Genomic DNA, 21,925 nt, shown 5'->3' with positions numbered 1-21,925 from the left:
CGGTCATCGCATGGGACTTCCGTGGAAGCTGCACGGAGACGGCAAGACCGTCTCCGCGACGACGATCGTGGCACCGGACGAACGGCTCACCTGGCCCCGGACGATCGGCCTCGGCGTGCAGCACGTCGTCGCGATGTTCGGCGCCACGTTCCTGGTGCCGCTGCTGACCGGGTTCCCGCCGTCGACGACCCTGCTGTTCAGCGGCATCGGCACGATCCTGTTCCTGCTCATCACGGGCAACCGCCTGCCGAGCTACCTCGGTTCGTCGTTCGCGTTCATCGCCCCGATCGGTGCGGCGACCAAGATCGGCGGCATCCCGCTCGCCCTGTCCGGCATCATCGTCGTCGGTGCCCTGCTCGCGATCGTCGGGCTCGTCGTGCACCTGGCCGGCGCCGGGTGGATCGACCGGCTGATGCCCCCGGTGGTCTCCGGCGCGATCGTCGCCCTGATCGGCTTCAACCTGGCTCCGGCAGCCCGCGACAACTTCACGGCGGCCCCGGTCATCGCGCTCATCACCCTGGCGGCGATCATCCTGGTCACGGTCCTGTTCAAGGGCCTGATCGGCCGTCTGTCGATCGTCATCGGTGTGCTCGTCGGCTACGTCGCCGCGCTCATCGGCGGTCAGGTCGACTTCTCCAAGGTCGGCGACAAGCCGTGGATCGGCCTGCCGGAGTTCACCGCTCCCGCGTTCGACCCCTCGCAGCTCGCGATCTACCTGGCGTTCGTGCCGGTCGTGCTGGCACTGGTCGCTGAGAACGTCGGCCACGTCAAGGGCGTCGGGCAGCTGACCGGCCGTGACCTCACGCCGCTCACCGGTCGCGCGCTCTTCGCCGACGGCATCTCGACCGTCCTTGCCGGTGTCGGCGGCGGCTCCGCCACGACCACCTACGGAGAGAACATCGGCGTCATGGCCGCCACGCGTGTCTTCTCGACCGCCGCCTACTGGGTCGCCGCGATCGCGGCCGTCCTGCTCGGCCTGTCGCCGAAGATCGGCGCCGTCATCTCCTCCGTCCCCGCCGGCGTGCTCGGCGGCGCAACCACCGCTCTCTACGGCCTGATCGGCGTCATCGGCATCCGGATCTGGGTCGAGAACCGCGTCGACTTCTCGAAGCCGAAGAACCAGCTGACCGCCGGCATCGCCCTGATCATCGGCATCGCGGACTTCACCTTCCGCTTCGGCCAGGCGAGCTTCGGCGGCATCATCGTGGGCACGATCGCCGCGATCGTCGTCTACCACGTGATGGACGTCATCGGCCGGGCCCGCGGCACCGACGAGCCCTCGACCGAGGTCGCCGACTCCGCACACGCCGCCACCGGCGCCGTCCCTGCAGAACCGCGCGCCGACTGACGCGAGTGGTCGGCCGGAACGCGCGTCCGGCCTGACGACGTTGGACCACCGGACTGGAGGCCCGTGGCGGCGCCGCCACGGGCCTCCAGTCCGTCACGGGGTCACGCCCACCCCGCCCGGCGACGACGACGGGTCGGCATCGCCGACAGAATGGGTCGGTGCACCGACCGACGCGACCCGCTGTGACCGCTGAGCGGCGCGCGGTCGACCGCGACATCGTGCGGCTGGCGGTGCCGGCGCTCGGAGCGCTCGTGGTCGAGCCGCTGTTCCTGCTGACCGACACCGCGCTCGTCGGGCACCTCGGGGCGACGCCGCTGGCGGCTGTCGGGCTCGCGAGTGCCGTGCTGTCGACGGTGACCGGGCTGCTGGTGTTCCTGGCGTACTCGACGACCCCGGCCGTGGCACGGGCGCTCGGCGGTGGCGACCGTCGCGGAGCCGTGCACGCCGGCATCGACGGGATGTGGCTCGCGCTCGTGCTGGGGGTGGTGCTGGCGCTGGTCGGGTGGCCGCTCGCCGGACCGCTCGTCAACCTGTTCGGCGCCTCGGCCGAGGTGTCGGCCGCCGCGACCGCGTACCTGACCATCTCGCTGATCGGGCTGCCCGGCATCCTGGTCGTGACCGCCTCGACCGGGCTGCTGCGTGGGCTGCAGGACACGAAGACCCCGCTCGTCGTCGCGACCGTCGGGTTCGTCGCGAACGGGCTGCTGAACGCGCTCCTGATCTACGGCGCCGGCTGGGGCGTCGAGGGATCCGCCGCCGGCACCGTCATCGTGCAGTGGGCGATGGCCGTCGTCTACGTGCGCATCGCGGTGCGGGCCGCTCGGTCGTCGGGGGCGCCGCTGCGACCCGGCGCCTCGGGCGTCGCCCGGGCCCTGCGGTCGGGGGCCTGGCTGTTCCTGCGGACCGCGTCGCTGCGGATCGCGATGCTCGCGACCGTCGGGGCCGCCGCCGGGCTGGGGACCACCGGGCTGGCGACGACGCAGGTCGGGCTGACCGTCTTCTCGACGCTGGCGTTCGCACTCGACGCCCTGGCGATCGCCGGGCAGGCGCTCGTCGGGCACGGACTCGGCGGGCGTGACCCGGAGCGGGTGCGACTGGTGACGCGACGGCTCGTGCTGCTCGGGATCGCCGGTGGTGTGGTGCTCGGGGTGCTGACCCTGGCGGTGAGCGGAGTGCTCGGGCCGGTGTTCTCGGACTCGCAGGCGGTGCGGGACGCCCTGCCCGTCGTGCTGGTGCTCATCGCCGTCGGGATGCCCGTCGCCGGGTACGTCTTCGTGCTCGACGGGGTGCTGATCGGCGCCGGGGACGCGCGGTACCTGGCCATCGCCGGCGGCCTGAACCTCGTCGTGTACCTGCCGCTGCTCTGGTGGGCCGGTGGGACGCTCGCGGGGTTGTGGGCGGCCTTCGCCCTCGGCTACATCGGGGTCCGGGCGGTGACGCTCGGGGTGCGAGCGCACCGGCGCGGCTGGGTGGAACAGGCGCTGGCGCGGTGAGCGGGGCGTCTCCTGCTGGGCCTGCTTCGTCGGCCTCTTCTGCTGAGCTTGCGGGCCCGTCGTCCTCGGTGGCTTCGTCGGCCGTGCTCGCCACGGTCGGCATCGGCGTGCAGGGCGTCGCGAAGCTGCTCGTGACCGTCGTCGTCGGGCGGGTGTTCGGCACCGAGACCCTCGGACAGACCACGGCGCTGCTGTCACTCTCGGTCTTCGTCGCCCTGCTCTGGCCGAACGCCGCAGGCAACACCGCGTCGCGGTTCCTGGTGATAGCACTGCGGGGTCGGCGGTCGGACGCCGCGGTGAACCGGCTGCTCGGGGTGTCCATGCTGGTGTCGAGCGTGGTGCTCGCGGCGGTCACCGTGCCGATCGCGCTGGCCTGGGGCAACGGCCCCGGCATGGTGCTCGGTGGTGTCGCGGTCGTCGTCGGCTACGGCCTCTACTGCTACGCCCGCGGCGCCCAACTCGGCTACGACAGGGCACCACGGGTCGCCCTGTGGGACTCCGTGACGAGCGGGCTGGCGCTCGGACTGCTCGTGGTGGCGTCCGTCGCACGGCTCGAGCCGTTCGTGCTGCTGCCCCTGGCCATCGGGTACACGGTGTTCGCGATCGCGTGCTGGCCGCGGGGAAACGGCTTCGCGCCGGCTTCGCGTGAACCCGCTACCGGGGTGCTCGGGTTCGCAGCGTGGAACGTGCTGGCGGTGGTGACCTCGAACGGGTTGCTGCAGTTGACGATGATCTCGGCGCAGGTGACGTCCTCGGCACACGACGCCGGTGTCTACGCCGCCGCGTTCACCCTGGCGACGCCGGCGTCGATGCTCGGGCAGGCGTTGGGGCAGGTGCTCGTGCCGGCGTTCGCGCACCGGACCGATGGTGGATCGTTGCGCTCCCGCGGAGCGCTGCTGCTCGTCGTCGGCTTCGCTGCGGCGTCCGCGGTCGTCTTCGGCCTGGTCGCCCTGCTCGCCGGATGGTTCCTGCCGATCGTCTACCCCGCCGAGGGTGCCGCAGCCGTCGCCGACCTGCGGTACCTGATGGTCGCGGTGTGGGTGTTCACCGTCGGGCTCGTGCCCGCCGCGTTGCTGCTCGCCGCCGGACGCTCACGGCAGGTCGCCCTGGCTTCAGTCGCCGGGTTCGTCGTCGGGGCTGGGCTCATGGCGGTGCTCGGACCCGTCGCAGGTGTCGCGGGTGGCACCACGGGGTTCTTGGTGGGGAGTGCGGTGAACCTGGTTGCGGTGGTGGGGCTCGGGGTGCGGCGGCGCTGACGCGGCGCGCATGGGTAGCGTCCGCGCGTTGTGACGCTTGGCGTTCCCTCAATGAAAGCTATTGCGAACCAGCTATTCGAGAATCCCCTGGCAAGGAGACAGGAGACGGCCGGGGAACTGGACCACACGAAAAGATGTCGCAGCGGACGACCGGCTATCGGAAGCCGCGTGTCGCCAACCGAATTGTCGTCAGCGGCTGGAACAATCTGCGCAAGTCGCGGACGCGGCGTTGGGCTAGCGCAATGCGGCGCTGATGTCACTGGCGTCCAGTACCGTGTGAAGGTGCGCAAAGCCCCGTTCAACCCCGACGACGTCGTCCAATTAGATTCGCTAGCACCCGACTATCGAGAGCGCGACCACGGCACCTACCTCGCTGCGCTCGAGCACGCAATCGACCGTCAACCGGGCGCACGCAACATCGCACTCGCCGGGCCATATGGCGTCGGTAAGAGCAGTGTTCTCACCGAGCTCGCGAGACGACGCAAGCGCAAGGTCATCAACATCTCGTTGCTCACACTCGGAGTTCAGCCGGAACCGTTGGGGGACACCGCCCACATGAATCCGGCGGCGAACACCACCACCAACCGCATACAGAAGGAGATCGTCAAGCAGCTGCTCTACCAGCAGAGTCCCGGAAAGACGAAGCAGTCCCGGTTCCGCCGTATAGATCGCCCGCACTGGTGGATCGAGCTGCTGGCCGCCACTATCGGCGGCGCAGTTCTCGTCGGTGTCCTTCTTCTCGCCGGCGTGCTGGACCCACCACTGCGATCCGTGGGCATCGAACCGCCGTCGTTCGGAGAGTGGCTGCCGCTCGTGGCGCTCGCGGTACTTGCGGTTGGTGCAGCGGGGTGCATTGTCCTGGTCGCTCGGATGATCAGCCGCGGCCGCATTGGTATCGATAAGGTTGCGGCTGGCCCCGCCACGATCTCGCTCCCGGCTAGGTCAACCAGCTACTTCGATGAGTACCTTGACGAACTCATCTACTTCTTCGAAGTAAACCGACGGCGCGACATTGTGGTCATCGAAGACCTCGACAGGTTCGGCGACCCTCTTATTTACGAGTCGCTGCGTTCCTTGAACGCGCTTTTAAATGCGGCACACCAACTCCGACGGCGAAACATCCGCTTCGTGTATGCCGTTCGGGACAGCGTGTTCGAACGACTTGGCCGCGAACCCGACGGGCCGCCAGACGACACGCGCGCCGAGCTTGGTCGTGGAAATCGCACGAAGTTCTTCGAACTCATTATCCCCATGGTGCCGTTGATCACCCACAAGAACGCGCGTGACCTCCTACAACGCACCCTGCAATCCCGTGGCTACTCCATGTCCAGAGAGCTGATCGATCTCGCCGCGAGACATCTCCCGGATATGCGCCTGATACACAACATCATCAACGAATACGAAGTCTTCAAGCGGCAGCTCCTTGACGGTCCCACCCCAGTTCCCGAGCTTACCCACGAGCGGCTGTTCGCCCTCATGTTGGTCAAAAACACACAGGCGAAAGACTTCGAAGCGATTCGCCACGGCGAAAGCAGCTTGGACAAGCTCTACGACACCTGGCGCGCATTCGTAGTTGCCAACCAGGACCGACTTCGAGACGACACCGATCAACGCCACCGCCGCATCCAACGCCAGACAGCCAGCGAGGAGTACGCCAAGCAACTTGCCGAAACTCTACATTCGCGCATCAAAGGCCTTGTCCGGGCGACCGGAAGCGGCTTGGCAAGTGGGTCCATCAGCGTGAATGGGAGCGTGATCGACGAGGCGCGCCTGCGCACGGCTGCATTTTGGGAGGACCTTCGAGAGAGCGATCGAACGATTGACCTCGTCGCGCATAATACGGGTTCGTATAACCATCAGAAGATGCAGATAGGGATCGGCGAGCTTGAACTACTCCTCGGCCTGTCGATTGACAACGCCGCATTTTCAGCTAAAGCAGTCGCGAAAGACTATGCTGGGACAGTGCAGAATGGTGTGGCACTGCAGTTCCTGCGGCGCCATTCCTGGAAGGACCTATTCCTTCGTTCCGAGTTCACTCACTCGGTGGCCGGGGGCAAGGCGCTCACATTCCGAGAATGGGCTTCCGAGCTCCTCCCATCTTCCCTCGTGGTAGAGCTCGTCGAGCATGGGTACGTCACCGAGTACTTCCCGCTCCACGTTTCAGCGTTCTACGGCGAACTGATTCGCCCGGACGCAATGACATACATCATGCGCAACATCGACCACGGAACGGCGGATCCAGAGTATCCGCTCGAACCAGAGGACGTCGACGCCATCCTGGCCGACCAGGGCAGGTCGATCCTATCTGAACCGAGCGTGCGCAATGTGTCCATCATCGAGCGTCTATTGGTCTCTGACCAGCCCGGAGCAACAACCATCATAAGGTCTCTCCGTGGGGCGGATGGCGTTGCATTCATCAATCGGTACCTAAGTGCCGGGCGGGAAAAGGCCATATTTGTTGCTACGCTCGCGCCGCACGCGGAGTTCCTCCTGCGGTACCTCGTGGAGGACGCGCCTCTTGAACTCGAAGACCGCATCCACCTGGTTAGCGTCGCAATCGATCACCGAGACCTTAGCGTCGACTACGAATTAGACGACTCAATCGCCGCATTCCTCGAGCACCATGCCACCCGGATGCCGGTGTTCACGATCGAAACAGGCGATCACGCTCAACGTGCCGTCGACTTCTTGCAGTACGCAGCTGCAACACTCCCCGATGTCTCCGCACTGTCGCCTGCCGCGAGCGCATGGATAGGCGGGACACGCGCATACCGATTTACCGCCGAAAACCTGACGCACTTGACGGGGTCGCCGTCGTTGGCGCTAGACCGCCTGCATGAGCACAACGATGAGATGTACAGGTACGCGCTCGACGAGCCCGAGATGTACTTCGCGGCTCGCGCGGCAGCATCGGAAATATCTCCTACCGTCGATGACGCGTCGAACTTCGCGGCCATACTCCGAGACACAGAGCGCTGGAATTCAGAGCACCTCGCCGCGTTGGTGGAAGGGGCAAGCGAGGACTGCAGGATTGAAGTGCTCGGTGAAGTCCCGGCGGTCAGCTGGCCAATCCTCGCTCAGGAAAGCCGCGCGCCTGCAACTTTCGAGAACGTCGCGGCTTACCTGAACCGCTTCGACGATTTTGACGTTCCTCTGGCGACGTTGCTCCGTAACGCTGACCGCATTGACGACGTGCCGGACGAAGATGAAGAGGTACGAACGCGCATCGCTAAGGCGATCATCAACGCTGGGTCAAAGCAGATCGACGTACCGCACAGGATCAAGCTTGCCGCATCATTGCAGCCCGAAATGCTGCCAATCACCGAACTCACTCCAGAGCGCGGCCTGCTCGTCGGGGAGCTCCTTCGAGCTGGACTCATCGACGATGAGGCATCGGCCTTCGATACCCGCTTGATGCTCGACTGGCCGACACAACAGCACGCCGTAGTAAACTCCGCAGCGTTCGAGGACTTTGTCGGGCCAGACGTACTAGCGCCGCAGTTCATCGCACCGTTAATGCGAAGCGTCGAAGTTTCTTCTCGCGTCCAGGCCGCCCTGGTCAGTGCCTTCGGGAGGTACAGTACCGTCCCCAATGATGCGTTCCGCGCCATCGCCGAATGCGCTCTCTCCGGGCGGATTCAACTCACGCCGTCGGAGATTGCAATGCTTCCACGGGGGGACGTACCTGCCTCCGATATCCTCGAACTTCTAAATCGAGGTGGCGAGGTTGTGCCACTCGACCTCGTCAGGCAAACGCTCCGGCAACTCGGAGAGCCGTACGCTGCGGTCGCTGATCCGGGCAGACGCCGCCCTCTGCTGCCTGCAACTCCCGCGCTTCGTGGCCTCCTGCAGCGGTTGCGCGCCGTCGGAATTGTCTCTGGATGGAAAAACGAGGCCGTCGGCAGAGTCCGCGTCACGATGCACCGCAGCTAATGGGATGTGTGGACGCAGGAGCGCCGGTGTCTCCGATACCGATGTTCAGTGTGAGCGACAAGCCTTGCGTTTGTAGCTCCACCCGTTACTCGCCTCACGTCGAGTTCCGCATCGCGGTCCTTGGGCGGGCATCGACAATCCAAAGCACACTCATGGTTCGATTGCAGCGAGCGAGCGAGCGGGCGCTGCAGACCGACCAATTCGAGTTCGGCAAGATGGGCGTCGGGCCCCAGTCAATCGAGCGCCACGAGCGGGCGAGGGACGAGGCGCTGTAAGCACACCTCAAAGCGAGCACCACCAACGGGCCACCGTGGATGTGTTTCAGTGGCCGACCGGCTAACTCGGACCACACTTCGATCAATTTGCGGTCCCCTTCACCCAGCAGAGCGTGAAGCTGTGAGCGAGACGGTGTCGCGGTCACGAGCAGAGCGCTCAGCTGTACGGAGGCATGCCGCACATGACTTCGATCTTCGAGGTGCCTGGCCGGCGTCTTCGTAGTGCGGTAGGCCAAGATGATCCGTATGGGGAAACTGCTGTATCCGGTGCCGGATGACGAGTCGGACCTGCACACATTGTGGGAACGCGACTGGCGTCGGCGACGTCACGAGTTCGACGCGGACGCGTTCCGTGAGGAGCTGCTGGCGGATGCTGAGGATGACGAGCGGCGGTACCTGAGCTGGGGTAGAGCACTCGAGGCTGTGCGATGCCGTGGCACGGCGGTTCTCGCAGCGAACGAGGTGCTCTCCGACGCCGCTGCCAAGGCACACGACAGGAATGAAGGTGCCGGCTGGTTCGCGTTCGCGGACGACGACCGTAACACCGCGGCGCTGGTCATGGAGCACACGTTGTTCTCGCACGCTCAACCGATCCCTGCACACTGGCCGCTCCCGGAGTTGCGCTACGACGAGCGAACGATCGACGCCGTGTTCGGAAACACTCCGCCAGAGGCGCAGCTCACACGGCTCGCCATCCTGTCGCTGCGGCCAACATCCCGGAACCTTGTCCTCAGCAGGATCCGGCACACCATGTCGAACCGTGGTGCATCGCTTCTCACGGACCCGTACCTTCGCGGCGTTTGTGCAACATGGCCACGGGTTCCCACCAACATTGCCGGGCTCGTCGCACTCGAAGCGGCACGCTACGACCTGATGCCGACAGACCCGCTGGTCGCAGCAATCCTCACGCTGCACCGTCTGATCGGTGACGCGAACTCGTCGAACGATCAGCTTCTCCGCCGTGCGCTCCGGCAACGGCTCCTCGACTTCGGACGACACGAACCGCAGGCGCTCATCGCTGCGGCCGAGTGGTTCCTGGCGTTGAAGTCCAACGAGCATGACGAAACGCTCACCGTATTCGCGCTCGAGTTCCCAGACCTACTCGATCACGTGCAGAGCATCGCTGCGTCCGACAGTCCGGTCGCCGTCCGCGCTGAAGGATTCGTCCTCGCCATCCGTGACGGTGACCTGCCGACGCTGACATCCACCGTCACCTGGTGGGCAGACACACGGCTCTACGCATCGCCGACACCGATCGCGTCACCAACCAGCACCTGGTTGGACGATCCCGCACTCGAAGCCGAGATCCGGGCTCGCATCGACGGCGCCATCGACCGTCTCAGCACCGACGGTATCTCCGAAGAGACCGAGGTGACCGGCGCGCTCGTGCAGCAACTCGTGAACGCCTTCCACCCCACAGCGATGCTGCCGCAGTCCACCGCCACCGTCCCGTTCACACTGGAGGTGACGTCGACGAACTCGCAGACAAACGAGAAAGTCACCGGAGCGGACCTCGGAATCATCGTCGACAGCCGCGCCAACAACACGATGCACCTCGTCGTCGGCCATCTCGTGCAGATCAAGCAAGCAACAAACCGGGACTCCTCCGCCCCACCCCAGTGGCAGATCAAACGCGCGCAACTGCAACGCCTCCTGGACACCGACCCCACTGCGACGTACTGGCTTCTGCAACAGCACCACACCCCAAAAGCGCTTGCGGTTCCCGCGAAAGTACTCGCAGGCATCATCAGCGCACGCGGCGACCATGAGACGGCGACCGTCGGCTGGGCGGACATCCGCTCCGCCAGCATCCCCCTCAGCCAACTGCTGCTCGACCTGATCATCGGCCTGTGGATCGGCAGCATCGACGACACCACCATCAGAGCCGCGCAGGGAGAAGACAGCCGACACACCGGCGTCGCTGTCATCACCGCCCGCATCCGCACCGGCGGCTGACCACAGCGGGCACGGCCGCTGACATCCGTTACTGCCACTCTTCAGCCCAGCCGGTCGGGTCCTAGTGGCCAAGCCCGACGAGGAAAACGCCGACGATGACGAGGCCGATGCCGGCCGCAGCGAAGCAGGCCGCTGCCCGTCGCCTTTGAATCAGATCTCATCCGAGCGCGAACGCGGGAGGGGATGCAGATTGCAAAGTCTGAAGGCCACCTCCGTGGCCGGGCGCCCAAGCTCTGCACAGCACAGCAACGGCACCTCCGTGAGGTGCACAAAGCTGGTAGCCACTCGCTCGCCGAACTGGCCGACCTGTTCGGCGTCGGCTGAGCGACGGTCTACCGCTGCATCGACCGACAAACCCAACGCGGTCACTAACCGATCTCGCTCCGGTCGCGGGCGACGGCGTCCCGAGAACGGAGCTTCACGCCTCACAACACCCCCGAGCGATCTCCGTCTAGACGCTCGTTGCACGAACGGCTGCCGGACACCGCCGGGAACCGTCATCGTTAGCCCCATTGGGCCGCCACGGTCAGGTGTGACGAGTGCAGCGAAATTGTCCAGAAGTACCGGGAACTGTCTGTTCCACTGTCGTCTTGTCGGTCTTCGCTGGGCCGAGTGCCGCAGCGGCAAGGTCGTCGTCACCCAGCCCTGAACCTGCAGCTGCCTTCACATGCAACGGGGCGTGTTGCGTCTGAGGTGGGGCGAGCAAATGCCTTTCGCCACGGAGAACGGCACGACGTTCCCCTATCCGAGGGGCAGTGAGAAGGCTCTCAGTCGGATACGCTCCTTGTCGCGCTGCCACCCGAGCAACGCTCACAACGCAAGACATCAGGAGAACTCGTGTCCGATACCCCCTATTCGGCAGCAACCCAACAGCCCTCAGCCCCCGAGCCGCCGCGGCGCGCCGCGGGTAATGGCTTCGGCATCGCTTCCCTGATCCTCGGCATTCTCACGATGGTGGGCTTCGCAGTCCCGTTCCTCAACTACGTGACGATCGCCACCGGCGTTGTGGGCGTCATCCTCGGCATCGTCGGCCTCGTCATCAAGTTCCGCCCGCGCAAGGCAGCGGTGGCCGGCGTCATCCTGTCGGGCCTCGGATTGGTCCTGTCGATCGTCCTCGTCGTCGTGTACGCCGCTATCTTCACGGGCGCGGCGGAAGCGGTCAGCAAGGAGACGGTTCCTCCCGCCGGGACGCCTTCGGCATCGGCATCGGCAGAACGTGCAACGGCATCGTTCAAGGACGGCGTGCTCATCACTTCCAAAATGAAGATCGAAATCACGAGCCACCGAGTTATCCCGGTCGGTCAGCCCGGTAACGAGTACGGCGAAAAGCCGGTGATCGCCTTCGTCTACAACACCACCAACCTGACCAACGAATCGCTCGATCCCTCCCTGGCGTGGATCGGCACCTTCGAGGCCTTCCAGGACACCAACCCGAACGCGGTCAATAAGCTGAACGTCGGGTCGACCCCGGGCGACCAGTACCTCGACTCCCAGTCCGAAGCCATCAAGGAGGGCGGCACCGTCGAAAACGCAGTCGCGTACGAACTCGACGACGAGACGACCCCGGTCAAACTCACCGCCAAGGAGACCATCATCAGCGATGAACTGGGCTCCGAGATGTACGACCTAAACTAAGTCGGCTGCAGCTATCCCGCGGATGCCCTCCGCTCATGCTCCGCGAGCCGCTCCGTTGGAACTCCAGGCCGGACCGTCATGACGTTGACGGTCCGGCCGTTCCTGTCACAGGGCGTCACGCGGCTTTCTCAAGGCAGGTCGTGCAAGGCAAACGTTGATCACTTCCGAGTGACGCTCGTTCCGGCCTCGATCGCCTAACTGCGCGGCCTTGACGATCTCATCACTGACCAATCAGCGTCGGCGTCCGTGACTGACGCTTGTCGCGGAGACCTCCGCTCTTTGCTGAACGAACTGTGCTCGGAGATGCCGACCTGCGGGACATTGTCGATCGACTCGTGGGTGCTCTGACGGCGCTGTCCATCAACCTCTATGCGCGGGGCAGCCAAGCGCTGCAAGACGCGTCGGGGCGGTGCTCATCGGGATCGATTCGACAGCTCGCACCGTTGTCGCCTCTGCCAACGCCCTCATCACCTTTGCCTCTGCGGTAGCCGGAATGCTGAACCCGGGCGCCGCGCGGGAGGCGCCTCAGCAGATCGAGTCCTAACGCTCCGACCGACTCCAGTACCTTGTTTCGGCATACCGCCTGGTCTCTGCACGCCTGACGAGCAAGCGTCGTACGCGTAGACCTTCGCCTGATAGCAGAAGCCGAACGAGTACTCGCAGGCACCCTCGAAGGCTCAGCCGAGGAGACGAAGGCTTCAGCACAATTTCCAGCGTGCGCCAGGTTCTCGGTACGGCGAATTCGGACGACGTGGGATCAGCGAGAAGCGGCCGGCGGCCCCGTCGTGTCCCCCACCCGCAACTCCGACGTGAACGACGCTGGCTGCGGCTCCGCCCCCTCGAGCATGGCCAGGGCGGCACGGGCTGCGGCCTGGCCCTTCTGCACGAAGGGCTGCACCAGGGTGGTCAGGTGCCGGATCGGGGTGCGGTGGAGCAGGCTGTCGTCCACCGTGATGCCGTCGAAGCCGACGACACTGACGTCCTCGGGCACACGGAGTCCGGCGTCGAGCGCGGCCGAGATCACCCCGACGGCGATCAGGTCACTCTGCGCGATGACGGCGGTGGGGCGGGGGCCGTCCGGTGCGAAGAGCTCCGTGCCGGCGAGACGTCCCTCTTCCACCGAGCTGCCAGCGGTCTCGATCGCGACGGCGTCCGGGTAGACCTGGCGCACACCACGCAGTCGCTCGAGGGTGGTGAAGGCGATGCCCTCGTCCTGCCGGGCCGCGTCGATCGGGCCACGGCGACGTGCGGCATCGAGGGGCAGGGTCACGACGGTCACGTCCCGGTGGCCGAGCCCCTGCAGGTACTCGGCAGCACGGCGTGAGGCGTCGCGGTTGTCGAGCTGGACGGGGACGGCCCCCTCGATCTCGTCCGCCTCGATTGCGACGACGGGGATCTGCCGACGGCGCAGCACCGCGACGGCGGGGTCGATCCGGACGTTGCACCCGACGAGCACGACGGCGTCCATCGGCGCATCCACCAGCGGGCCGGCGCCCTGCTCGTCGTCGAGCGGACTCCGGACGAGCAGCAGCGAGGCACCGGCGGCACCGGCGACCTCGGCGATGCCGTCGAGCGTCAGGACGTTGACCGGGTCACGGAAGGCATCGCTCAGGCGTTCGTCCATCACGACGCCGATGACGCCGGAACGACCGCGGCGCAGGGAGCGAGCACGGGGATCGGGGCCGCCGTAACCGAGGTCGGCGGCGGCGGCGAGCACGCGGGCCTTGGCGTCCTCGGACACCGGGCCGAGACCGCTGAAGGCGAGCGAGGCCGTCGACGGCGCGACCCCGGCAGCACGGGCGACCGCGGCCAGTGTCGGGCGCGACGAACGGGTGACGCCGCCGCGGGAAGGCGACGCGCCGGGTCCTGTTGCCGGTTCGTCCATCGCCCGTTAGCGTAGCCGGAACGAGCAGTCGAATCGATTCGACAGCCGCAAGACCAGCACCGATACGCACCAGAACGCGCAGCACCACGCTCGCCGCAGCACGATGGGAACCACCATGACGACGCCGTCCACCCGCACCGTCCCGACCACCAAGGCCTGGATCATCGCGGTGTTCGTGGTGTTCACCCTGTCCGGGCTCGACATCGCGACGTGGTTGGGCCGGATCCCGAGCGTCCGCGACTCCCTCGGGGCGAGCACGTTCGAGATGGGCCTGCTCGTGCTCGGCATGGCCGTCGGCTCGATCGGCGGTCTGACCTTCGCCGGGCACATCGTCGCGAAGCTCGGTGCGAGACGGGGCGTGCAGGTGGCTGCGGCGTGCCTGGCGGTCGGGATGATCTTCGCGGGGGTCGCGGTCACGCTCGGGTGGGGCTTCGCCGCCATCTGGATCGCGCTCATCGCGTTCGGCTTCGGCAACGGTCTGTGCGACGTGTCGATGAACGTCTCCGGCGCCGCCGCCGAGAAGGCCGGCGGACGCACGATCATGCCGCTGTTCCACGCCGCGTTCAGTCTCGGCACGCTCGCCGGCGCAGGCCTCGGCGCCCTGGCCGAGAAGCTCGAGATCCCGGTGTCGTGGCACTTCATCGTGCTCGTCGTCATCACGAGCGCCGCCATGCTCGTCGCCGTCACGAAGTTCCAGGACGAGCACCGCTTCGAGCAGCCGGTGTCGACCGACACCAGCCCGGTCGCGACACCGCTCACCCGCTGGCAGGTCTGGGCACAGCCCTCCACCCTGCTCATCGGCGTGATCGCGCTCGGTATGGCGCTGGCCGAGGGGTCCGCGAACGACTGGCTGCCCCTCGCGATGATCGACGGCCACGGGCTCGACAACGCCGGCGGCGCTGCCGTGCTGACGGTGTTCCTGGCCGCGATGACCGCCGGTCGCGTCGCCGGCAGCCCGCTGATCGACAAGTTCGGCCGCGTGCCGATCCTGCGCATCAGCGCCGCCGTCGCGGTGGTCGGCCTCGGCATGCTCATCTTCATCGACAACGTGCCGCTCGCGATCGTGGGTGTCGTGCTCTGGGGCCTCGGTGCCAGCCTCGGCTTCCCGATGGGCATGTCCGCCGCGGCCGACGACCCCCGCACCGCAGCCGCCAAGGTCAGCGCCGTCGCGACGATCGGCTACGTGGCGTTCCTGGCCGGGCCGCCGCTGATCGGGTTCCTCGGCGAGGAGGTCGGCCTGCTCGGGGCGCTGCTGATCGTCTTCGTGTTCATCATCGCGGCCGGCCTGGCCTCGGGTGCAGCGCGCGAGACCGGCGCCGCCGCCCGGCCCGCCCGCGGGACAGCCAAGACGAGCGGGACAACGAAGCGCGAGACCGAGAAGGCCAGCGAGACCGACAAGACGAGCGAGACCAGCCGCAACTGACGCACCCCGCCCTCAGCCGCCGTCGCCCGCCCGCGCCCGCGTCGCCAGGTGCAGGGCGAGCCGGGTCTCGGGGTCGGACAGGTCGACCCCGAGCAGCCGCTCCACCCGCGCGATGCGGTCGGACACCGTGTTCCGGTGCACGCCGAGCACCGCGGCGGTCTCGGCGATCGACGACTCCGCGTCCAGGTAGGCGGCGAGCGTCGTCAGGAGCGCACCGCCGCCGCGCTCGAGCGGTGCGAGCAACTGCCGCGAGGCCGGCAGGAACGTGTCCGTCTGCGTCCACGCGAGCAGCAGCTGCGCGAGCCCGAGCCGGTCGACGTGCACGAAGTGCCCGGACTCCGGACGGCTCGCCGCCAGGCGGGCGGCGTCGCCGGCCTCGCCGAGCGTCCGGACCAGCCCGGCAGGGCCCGCCTGCATACTGCCGACGCCCACGTTGGTCTCCACGGTGGTGCGGAGCGTGTTCTGCGCGCGCCGCAGCCGACCCGCGATGTCGGCCACTGCCTCCCGGCCGGGTTCGTCGGGTTCCGACAGCCACAAGACCCAGCCATCCGCCTGTTCGACGACGACCGCGTCGAGTCCCTCGGCGCGCACCGCGGCGTCGACCTGCTGACGGAGCGCGACCAGGTCGACGCCCTGCCGCGCGACCACGCGCGCACCGACGTGCCAGGCGTCCAGCCGCCACCCCGCGGCGATGGTCCGCTGCACGAGCTGCGGGGCCGGTGCTCCGTCGGCCGCGCGGAGTTCGTCGAGCATCGCCATCCGGTAGCGGGCGTCACGCTCGTCGTCGAGCCGGGTGAGCAGCAGCCGGTGCCCGACCGCGACGGCGGCCACCTGCAGGGCGCTCGCGACAACCTGCTGTTCGGCGGCGATCGGGACGGGCAGGCCGACGGCCAGCCAGGCGCGCGGTCCGATGCCGGTGCCGACCGGGATCGCCACGAGCGTCTCGTCGACGCCCTCGGCGGTCAGCACGTCGCTCGTGCCGGCGCGACGGACGAGCGCGGCGCGGGCCGCGTCGTCGACCGGGGCTCCGCGGAGTGCCAGGCCCGAGGCGTCGAGGAACCGCACCGGGTGGCCGAGCGAGCGGTCGAGCCGGGCGAACAGGTCGTCGAGTTCGGGGCCGGCGTCGAGCGCGACGCGGGAGGCGTCGAGGGCGGCCCGGGCCGCGGGACCCATCCCGGTGCCGATGAGTTCGTGCAGGCGGACCGAGGTCGCCCACGGGTCCGGGGTCGCGAGCACGGCGACGCCGAGCCGGTCGGCGAGCGTCGTGGTGCCGGGGCCGAGCTCCAGCGCCCCGTCGACGACGAGCAGGGTGGTGCCGGCCGCGGACGCGCGGCGCAGCAGCACGTCGAAGCGCGCGTCCGCGCGGTCGACGGGGGTGAGCAGCACGACGACGTCGTCGCCCTGCGACAGGGACCGGCCGACCTGGTCGGGCGTCCCCACCACCCCGCGAACGCTCCGGACCGCGGTGCTGCCGGGGCCGACGAGCAAGCGTGTGCCGGGCGGCAGGAGCGGGAGCAGGTCGCCGACGGCGTTCACGCGAGCACCTGGCCCACGGCCTCGGGCACGACGTCCGCGTCGATGCCGAAGGCCCGCGGCCCCATGCGCGCGGTGCGGTCGGGGTCCGCCCACCACCACGGTGCAGACGGCAGCACGAGCACGGCGAGCTCGTTGCCGACCCGCGTCCGGTCGGTCGCCACCGGCGCGAGCGAGCGCGCGTCGACGACGGTGATGACGCTCGGGGTGCTGGCGACCGGCAGGCCGTCGACCAGGCAGTGCACGTACTCGCTGCCCGCCTCGACCCGGGCGACCGCACCGGTGCCGGCGTCGCGGATGGCCAGGCTGCTGCGCACGAACGCGAGCGCGTCCCCCTCGCGCTGCACGTCGATGACCCGGCCCTGCGCGACGACCCGGCCGCCGATGAGTGCGGCGAGTTCCGCCGCGTCGCGTGCGCCGCCCGCTGCGCGTCCGATCCGGAGGGCGCGCTGCACGCTGCCGACGACGGCCCGCTCGCGCAGCAGCGCCACCGGGACCGGGCCGATCGCGAAGGCCGCCCAGCCGCCGCTGTGCGAGACGGCCTCGCGCCAGACCGTCTCGACGTCATGGGGGTGCCGGGCGTCGACGACGATCCGCAGACCGCTCGTGGTGGCCGCGGCGGCCGTGACCGTCGTGGTCGGGCCGACGAAGACCGACAGCTGGTCGATGCGCGGGACCGCGCGGCCGACGAGGTCCGCGTCGACGAGCGGCAGTCCGGCAGCGTGGGCGGTGAGGGCAGCGGCCGGTCCGGTCACGCCGCCGATCTGCGCGGCGACGACGGCGTCGGCACGGACGCCCGTCCAGCGTTCGACCGCTGCCAGCGCGGCCGGCAGCTCCTCGCCGCTCGGCATCTTCTCCTCGAGCACGGTGGTCGACCCGATCAGCCCGACGGCCACCACCGAGCCGAGCGCGGGGTCGTCGAGGTCGACGACCGGCACGCTGCGGTCGCCGAGCGCGAAGCGGAGTGCGCTGACCATGTGGTCGACGCGGCCGCCACCGCCGCAGCCGAGCAGGGCGGTGCCGCGCCCGAAGACGGTCGCGTCGTCGGCCTGGAGGCCCGCCACACCGCCGCCCCGCCGCTCACCCTGGTCCATGGGTCCATTCTGCTGCCGTGGTCGCGTCTCGGGGGCAGAGCCCGGGGCCGGGGCCCGGGGCTGGGCCCCGGGGTCGGCGCGCGGCCGTTCGTCAGCCGACCGCCGGGGCGGCCGGGCGGACGTGCTCGTGCAGGTCCTCGACCGGGACGAACGGTTCGTCGAGCCCGAAGCACGACGGCCCGAACACGGCGAGCGCCTCCGGGGTCCGCATCAGGTCGGGGGTCGAGATGCCGATCACCCGGACGCGCTGCCCGAACCGCAGGCGTTCGGTGGTGATCGGCTCGGCGGTCTCGGCGTCGAGGACGCAGATCAGGTCGGGCACGACGGCGACGAGCTGACCGTCCCGCCGGGCGACGAGGTTCTCGTTCTGGAACCGGAGCTCAAGCTCGGAGCCGTCGGTCCCCTGCACGGTGGCACGACCGCGGGCGAACCCGTCGACCGTGCGGCGCTCGACGTCGACGACCTTGCCGTCGAACAGCTCGCGCAGGTGCGTGTAGATCGTCGTGCCGAGGGCCTCGGCGAGCGCGTCGATGGGGTCGCGGTGGGCTTCGCGGGCGAGCCGGATTGCCCGACCGACGGCGAGCGCGAGGGAGAGGGTGCGCGGGACCGCGGTCTCGCGCACCTGACGGCCGGACATGGCGTACTCGGCGATGTAGGCGACGCCGCCGAGCCGGATGGTGACCCCGCGGGCGAGCCACTCCATCTTCTTGTTGTCCGTGCCGGTCTCGATGATGACGCCGTGGCCGTTCTCGTCGCTGATCGCGAGCGGGCTGCCGGGGACCCCGTAGACCGAGAACGTCTCCATCTGCAGCTCGGGGAACGCGCGGCCCATGCCGTCCGCGTCGACCACGGGCAGGCCGCCGGTGGCGCCGACGAGCAGCGGGATCATCGAGTTGATGCCGCCGCACTCGATGGGCATCGTCGCGGTCGCCGTCCGGCCCAGGTGGGCTTCGAGCCGACGGAGGGCGCCGAGCGGTTCCGGTCCGGCGGGGATGCGTTCGAGCACCACGGTCGGTGCGCCCATCTGCGCGGTGGGGATGACGAGGGCGTCGTCGGGCACCTCGGACGGGTCGAGGATCGTGACGGGGCCGTGCTGTTCGATCGCGGCACGGACCAGCAGCATCCCGATGGTGGGGTCGCCTCCGCCGCCGGTGCCGAGCAGCGCGGCGCCGCGGGCCAGGTCGGGCAGGTCGTCGACGTCGAGGATCCAGCTCATCGGTGCGCTCCCGTGTTCGTCTCGCCCGCGCTCGTGGTGCCGTCGTGGCGGACCGCAGGGGTGTCGTAGCCGAAGTACCGCGGGCCGGCCAGGCGCAGACCGTCCGGGGAGTGCCAGCGCTCGTCGGCCGGTGCCGTGACGATCCGGATGCGGGCACCGAAGCGCAGGGCCTCGGTGGTGATCGGCTCGCCGGTCTCGGCGTCCAGGGTGATGATGAGGTCGGGAGTCGTGGTGCGGACCTGGCCGGCCACCTCGACCAGCAGGTGCTCGTTCTGGAACCGGAGCACCGCCTCCAGGCCGGTGTCGCTGCCGGAACCGGCGATGCGGGCCGTGCCCCGGGCGAACCCGGTGACGGTCTTGCGCTCGATGTCGGCGACCTTGCCCTCGAACACGACCGTGCCGCCGAGCACCTCGGTGACCGCCGTGACGGGGTCGGCGTTCTCGCTGCGTGCGCGGACCAGCGTCTCGCCCAGCCGGACGCTCAGCGACAGGCTGCCGCGGACGAACGACTCCTTCACCTGCGCGCCGGACATGGCGTACTGCGCCGTGATCGCGGAGCAGCCCATCTCGACCGTCGCCGTGCGGGCGAGCCGTTCCGCCCACCGGTTGTCCACCGTGTCGAAGACGACGGTGTTGCCCTTCTCGTCGGCCAGGGCCATCGGTGTCGCGCTGACCCCGGACAGGGTCGGCAGCACCATCTGCACCTCGGGGAAGGCGCGGCCCATGCCATCGCCGTCGACCAGGGGCAGTCCGAGCTCCGCGGCGGCGACGATCGGGGTCGTCGAGTTCACGCCGCCGACCTCGATGCAGGCCAGGTGGGTGGGGGTGACCCCGAGGAACGCCGACAGGCTGCGGATGGCCTCGGCGAACTGGCCGGCGGACGGCAGCTTCTCGACCATGACCGTGGGAGCGCCGATCATCGCGACCGAGAGCACCACGGCGTCGTCGGGCAGGTCCTCGACCTGGACGATCTCGACCGGGCCGTGGGCGCGGACGGCGGCCTCGGCGAGCAGGCGTCCGATGTAGGGGTCGCCGCCACCGCCGGTGCCGAGGATCGCGGCGCCGCGGGCGAGGGCGGAGCAGTCGGCGCCGATGGCGGTGAGGAGGGGTGCTGTGGGGGCGGCTTGCGTGGCTGAGGCTTGCGCTGCTGCGGCTTGCGCGGCTGCGGCGCGGGGCGCGGCGTGCGTGACGTTCATCGGACCAGCGCCCCGAGTGCCAGGTCGCCGACGGCCTTCGCGCGGATCCGCGTCGCGTTGCCCGGCAGGTACGGGATCGGGACCTCGTCGAAGTCGACGATGTCCACCGAGCCGGGGTCGGCGCCGGCCGCGATGGCGCGGTCGACGGCCTCTTGCCGGGCCTCGTCGACCACGGCGGACCGGCGACCGTCGCTGATCGCGTAGACCTTGTCGACCTCGCCGCTCACCTGCGCGATCGCCGCACCGATGGCGTTGGCGACCGAGTAGTGCTCCGGGCGGTGCACTGTGCCGAGTCCGGGCAGGGTGTCCGGCAGCAGCACCGAGCCGCCGCCGACCGCCACGACGGGCAGCGGGTCGGACGAGGTGCGCATCCGCTCGACGATGTCGGCGACGCGCTCCGCGATGACGTCGAGCGCGCGGGCGGCGACCTCGGCGGGCACCCCGGCGACGAGCGACGGGTCCCCGATCGCACCACGGCCACCGCGGACGGCGACGTCGGTGGCGGTCAGGGTGGTACCGCCGAAGACCAGGCCCTCCTCGGTCAGGCGGTACCCGACGGAGTCCGGCCCGACGACGCTGCCGTCCTCGCGGATGCGGGAGCCGCCGCCGATGCCGACGGACAGGACGTCGGGCATCCGGAAGTTCGTGCGGATGCCGGCGACGGCGACCTCACCAGTGGCCTCACGGGGGAAGCCCGCGGTCAGGACGCCGACGTCGCTCGTCGTGCCGCCGACGTCGACGACCGCGCAGGTGTCGAAGCCGGACAGCACCGCTGCGCCGCGCATCGAGTTCGTCGGGCCCGAGGCGAACGTCGCGACCGGGTAGCGACGGGCGTACTCGACGTCCATCAGGGTGCCGTCGTTCTGGCTCAGGAAGAGCGGTGCGTCGATGCCGCTGCCCGTGACCGACCCGGACAGGCCGTCGACGATGCGGTCGGCGAGCTCACGGAGCGCCGCGTTGATGATCGTCGCGTTCTCGCGCTCGAGCAGGCCGATGCGACCGATCTCGGACGACAGCGAGAACGCCACGTCCGGCCCGAGCTCGGCGGCCATGATCTCCTGCGCGCGCTGCTCGAACTCGTCGTTGATCGGGGAGAACACCGACGAGATCGCGACGGAACGGATGCCCGCGGCCGCGATGGCACCGGCGTGCCGCTTGAGTTCCTCGGGGTCGAGCTCCGAGATGACCCGACCGTCGAACTCGTGGCCGCCGTGGGCCAGGAACGGCTGCGCGTGCACGGCCGACACCAGGTGCCCGGGCCAGTCCGTGAACGGGGGCAGCGACGCCGTCGCCGGCAGGCCCAGGCGGACCGCGGCGGTGGGGGCGAGGCCGCGTGCCTCGACCAGGGCGTTGATGAAGTGGGTGGTGCCGATCATCACGCCGTCGATGTCCGTGGGGCCGAAGGCGTGCTGCTCGCGCAGACCGTCGAGCGCGGCGACGATGCCCGAGGTCACGTCGGGGGTGGTGGACCGCTTGACCGCCGCACGGACGGTGCTGCCGTCCATCAGGACGGCGTCCGTGTTGGTGCCGCCGACGTCGATGCCGATGCGCATGGGGGTTCCCTTCGGTGGTGCGGGTGCGGGGTGCGGTGGTGCGGGCATGGGGTGTTCGCGGGGTGGTGCGGGCGTTTGGTGGTGCTTCTTCGTGGGGACCGGCCGCGCCGTCGCGCGGATCAGGGGTGC

At 68.9% G+C, this 21,925-nt stretch carries 13 protein-coding genes; 7 read left to right on the top strand and 6 right to left on the bottom strand.

Translation table 11 applies throughout. The features are described from left to right. The first annotated feature begins 10 nt into the window (after nt 1-10). From KK087_RS06605 to KK087_RS06580, 6 genes are all read left to right on the top strand, one after another. Nucleotides 11-1,348 (top strand): uracil-xanthine permease family protein, encoded by a 1,338-nt coding sequence (locus tag KK087_RS06605; RefSeq protein WP_214564600.1) that lies wholly within the window; start codon nt 11-13, stop codon nt 1,346-1,348. A gap of 182 nt (nt 1,349-1,530) precedes the next feature. After that, complete coding sequence (locus KK087_RS06600; protein WP_214564648.1) at nt 1,531-2,841, top strand: MATE family efflux transporter; 1,311 nt, start codon at nt 1,531-1,533, stop codon at nt 2,839-2,841. A gap of 83 nt (nt 2,842-2,924) precedes the next feature. Then, nucleotides 2,925-4,097: a lipopolysaccharide biosynthesis protein gene (locus KK087_RS06595; protein WP_214564599.1), complete on the top strand. Its 1,173-nt coding sequence runs from the start codon at nt 2,925-2,927 to the stop codon at nt 4,095-4,097. Nucleotides 4,098-4,379: 282 nt separating this feature from the next. Then, a complete protein-coding gene (locus KK087_RS06590) occupies nt 4,380-8,030 on the top strand; it encodes a YobI family P-loop NTPase (protein WP_214564598.1) in 3,651 nt (1,216 codons plus the stop codon). A gap of 521 nt (nt 8,031-8,551) precedes the next feature. Further along, entirely contained in the window at nt 8,552-10,261 is a 1,710-nt protein-coding gene (locus KK087_RS06585) for a hypothetical protein (protein ID WP_214564597.1), read from the top strand. A gap of 837 nt (nt 10,262-11,098) precedes the next feature. Further along, on the top strand, nt 11,099-11,896 hold the full coding sequence (locus KK087_RS06580) for a DUF5067 domain-containing protein (RefSeq protein WP_214564596.1): 798 nt from the start codon (nt 11,099-11,101) through the stop codon (nt 11,894-11,896). Nucleotides 11,897-12,653: 757 nt separating this feature from the next. Here the strand turns inward: KK087_RS06580 and KK087_RS06575 are convergent. Then, on the bottom strand, nt 12,654-13,781 hold the full coding sequence (locus KK087_RS06575) for a substrate-binding domain-containing protein (protein ID WP_214564595.1): 1,128 nt from the start codon (nt 13,779-13,781) through the stop codon (nt 12,654-12,656). A 115-nt stretch (nt 13,782-13,896) separates the two neighbouring features. Between KK087_RS06575 and KK087_RS06570 the strand changes: the two genes are divergently transcribed. Then, entirely contained in the window at nt 13,897-15,204 is a 1,308-nt protein-coding gene (locus KK087_RS06570; protein WP_214564594.1) for an MFS transporter, read from the top strand. A 12-nt stretch (nt 15,205-15,216) separates the two neighbouring features. On the opposite strand, the gene KK087_RS17860 is transcribed toward KK087_RS06570, so the two are convergent. From KK087_RS17860 to KK087_RS06545, 5 genes are all read right to left on the bottom strand, one after another. Next, nucleotides 15,217-16,740: a helix-turn-helix domain-containing protein gene (locus KK087_RS17860; protein WP_214564593.1), complete on the bottom strand. Its 1,524-nt coding sequence runs from the start codon at nt 16,738-16,740 to the stop codon at nt 15,217-15,219. Next, nucleotides 16,737-17,831, bottom strand: a complete 1,095-nt coding sequence (locus KK087_RS06560) for a DUF917 domain-containing protein (protein WP_084740633.1) — start codon at nt 17,829-17,831, stop codon at nt 16,737-16,739. The genes KK087_RS17860 and KK087_RS06560 overlap by 4 nt, the downstream gene beginning before the upstream one ends. A 91-nt stretch (nt 17,832-17,922) precedes the next feature. Then, nucleotides 17,923-19,047, bottom strand: coding sequence for an S-methyl thiohydantoin desulfurase family protein (locus tag KK087_RS06555; RefSeq protein ID WP_214564592.1), 1,125 nt, complete (start codon nt 19,045-19,047; stop codon nt 17,923-17,925). Beyond that, on the bottom strand, nt 19,044-20,243 hold the full coding sequence (locus KK087_RS06550; protein WP_250900885.1) for an S-methyl thiohydantoin desulfurase family protein: 1,200 nt from the start codon (nt 20,241-20,243) through the stop codon (nt 19,044-19,046). Before KK087_RS06550 ends, KK087_RS06555 begins: the two co-directional genes overlap by 4 nt. Then, the gene (locus KK087_RS06545; protein ID WP_111028775.1) at nt 20,240-21,796 is read right to left on the bottom strand and encodes a hydantoinase/oxoprolinase N-terminal domain-containing protein; all 1,557 of its coding nucleotides are present in this window, start codon (nt 21,794-21,796) and stop codon (nt 20,240-20,242) included. Before KK087_RS06545 ends, KK087_RS06550 begins: the two co-directional genes overlap by 4 nt. Nucleotides 21,797-21,925 lie beyond the last annotated feature (129 nt).

The organism is Curtobacterium aurantiacum, from assembly GCF_018598555.1.
Classification (GTDB): Bacteria; Actinomycetota; Actinomycetes; order Actinomycetales; family Microbacteriaceae; genus Curtobacterium; species Curtobacterium aurantiacum.
Note: the sequence above shows the minus strand (reverse complement) of the source record. Positions and strands in the feature narration are given on the sequence as shown.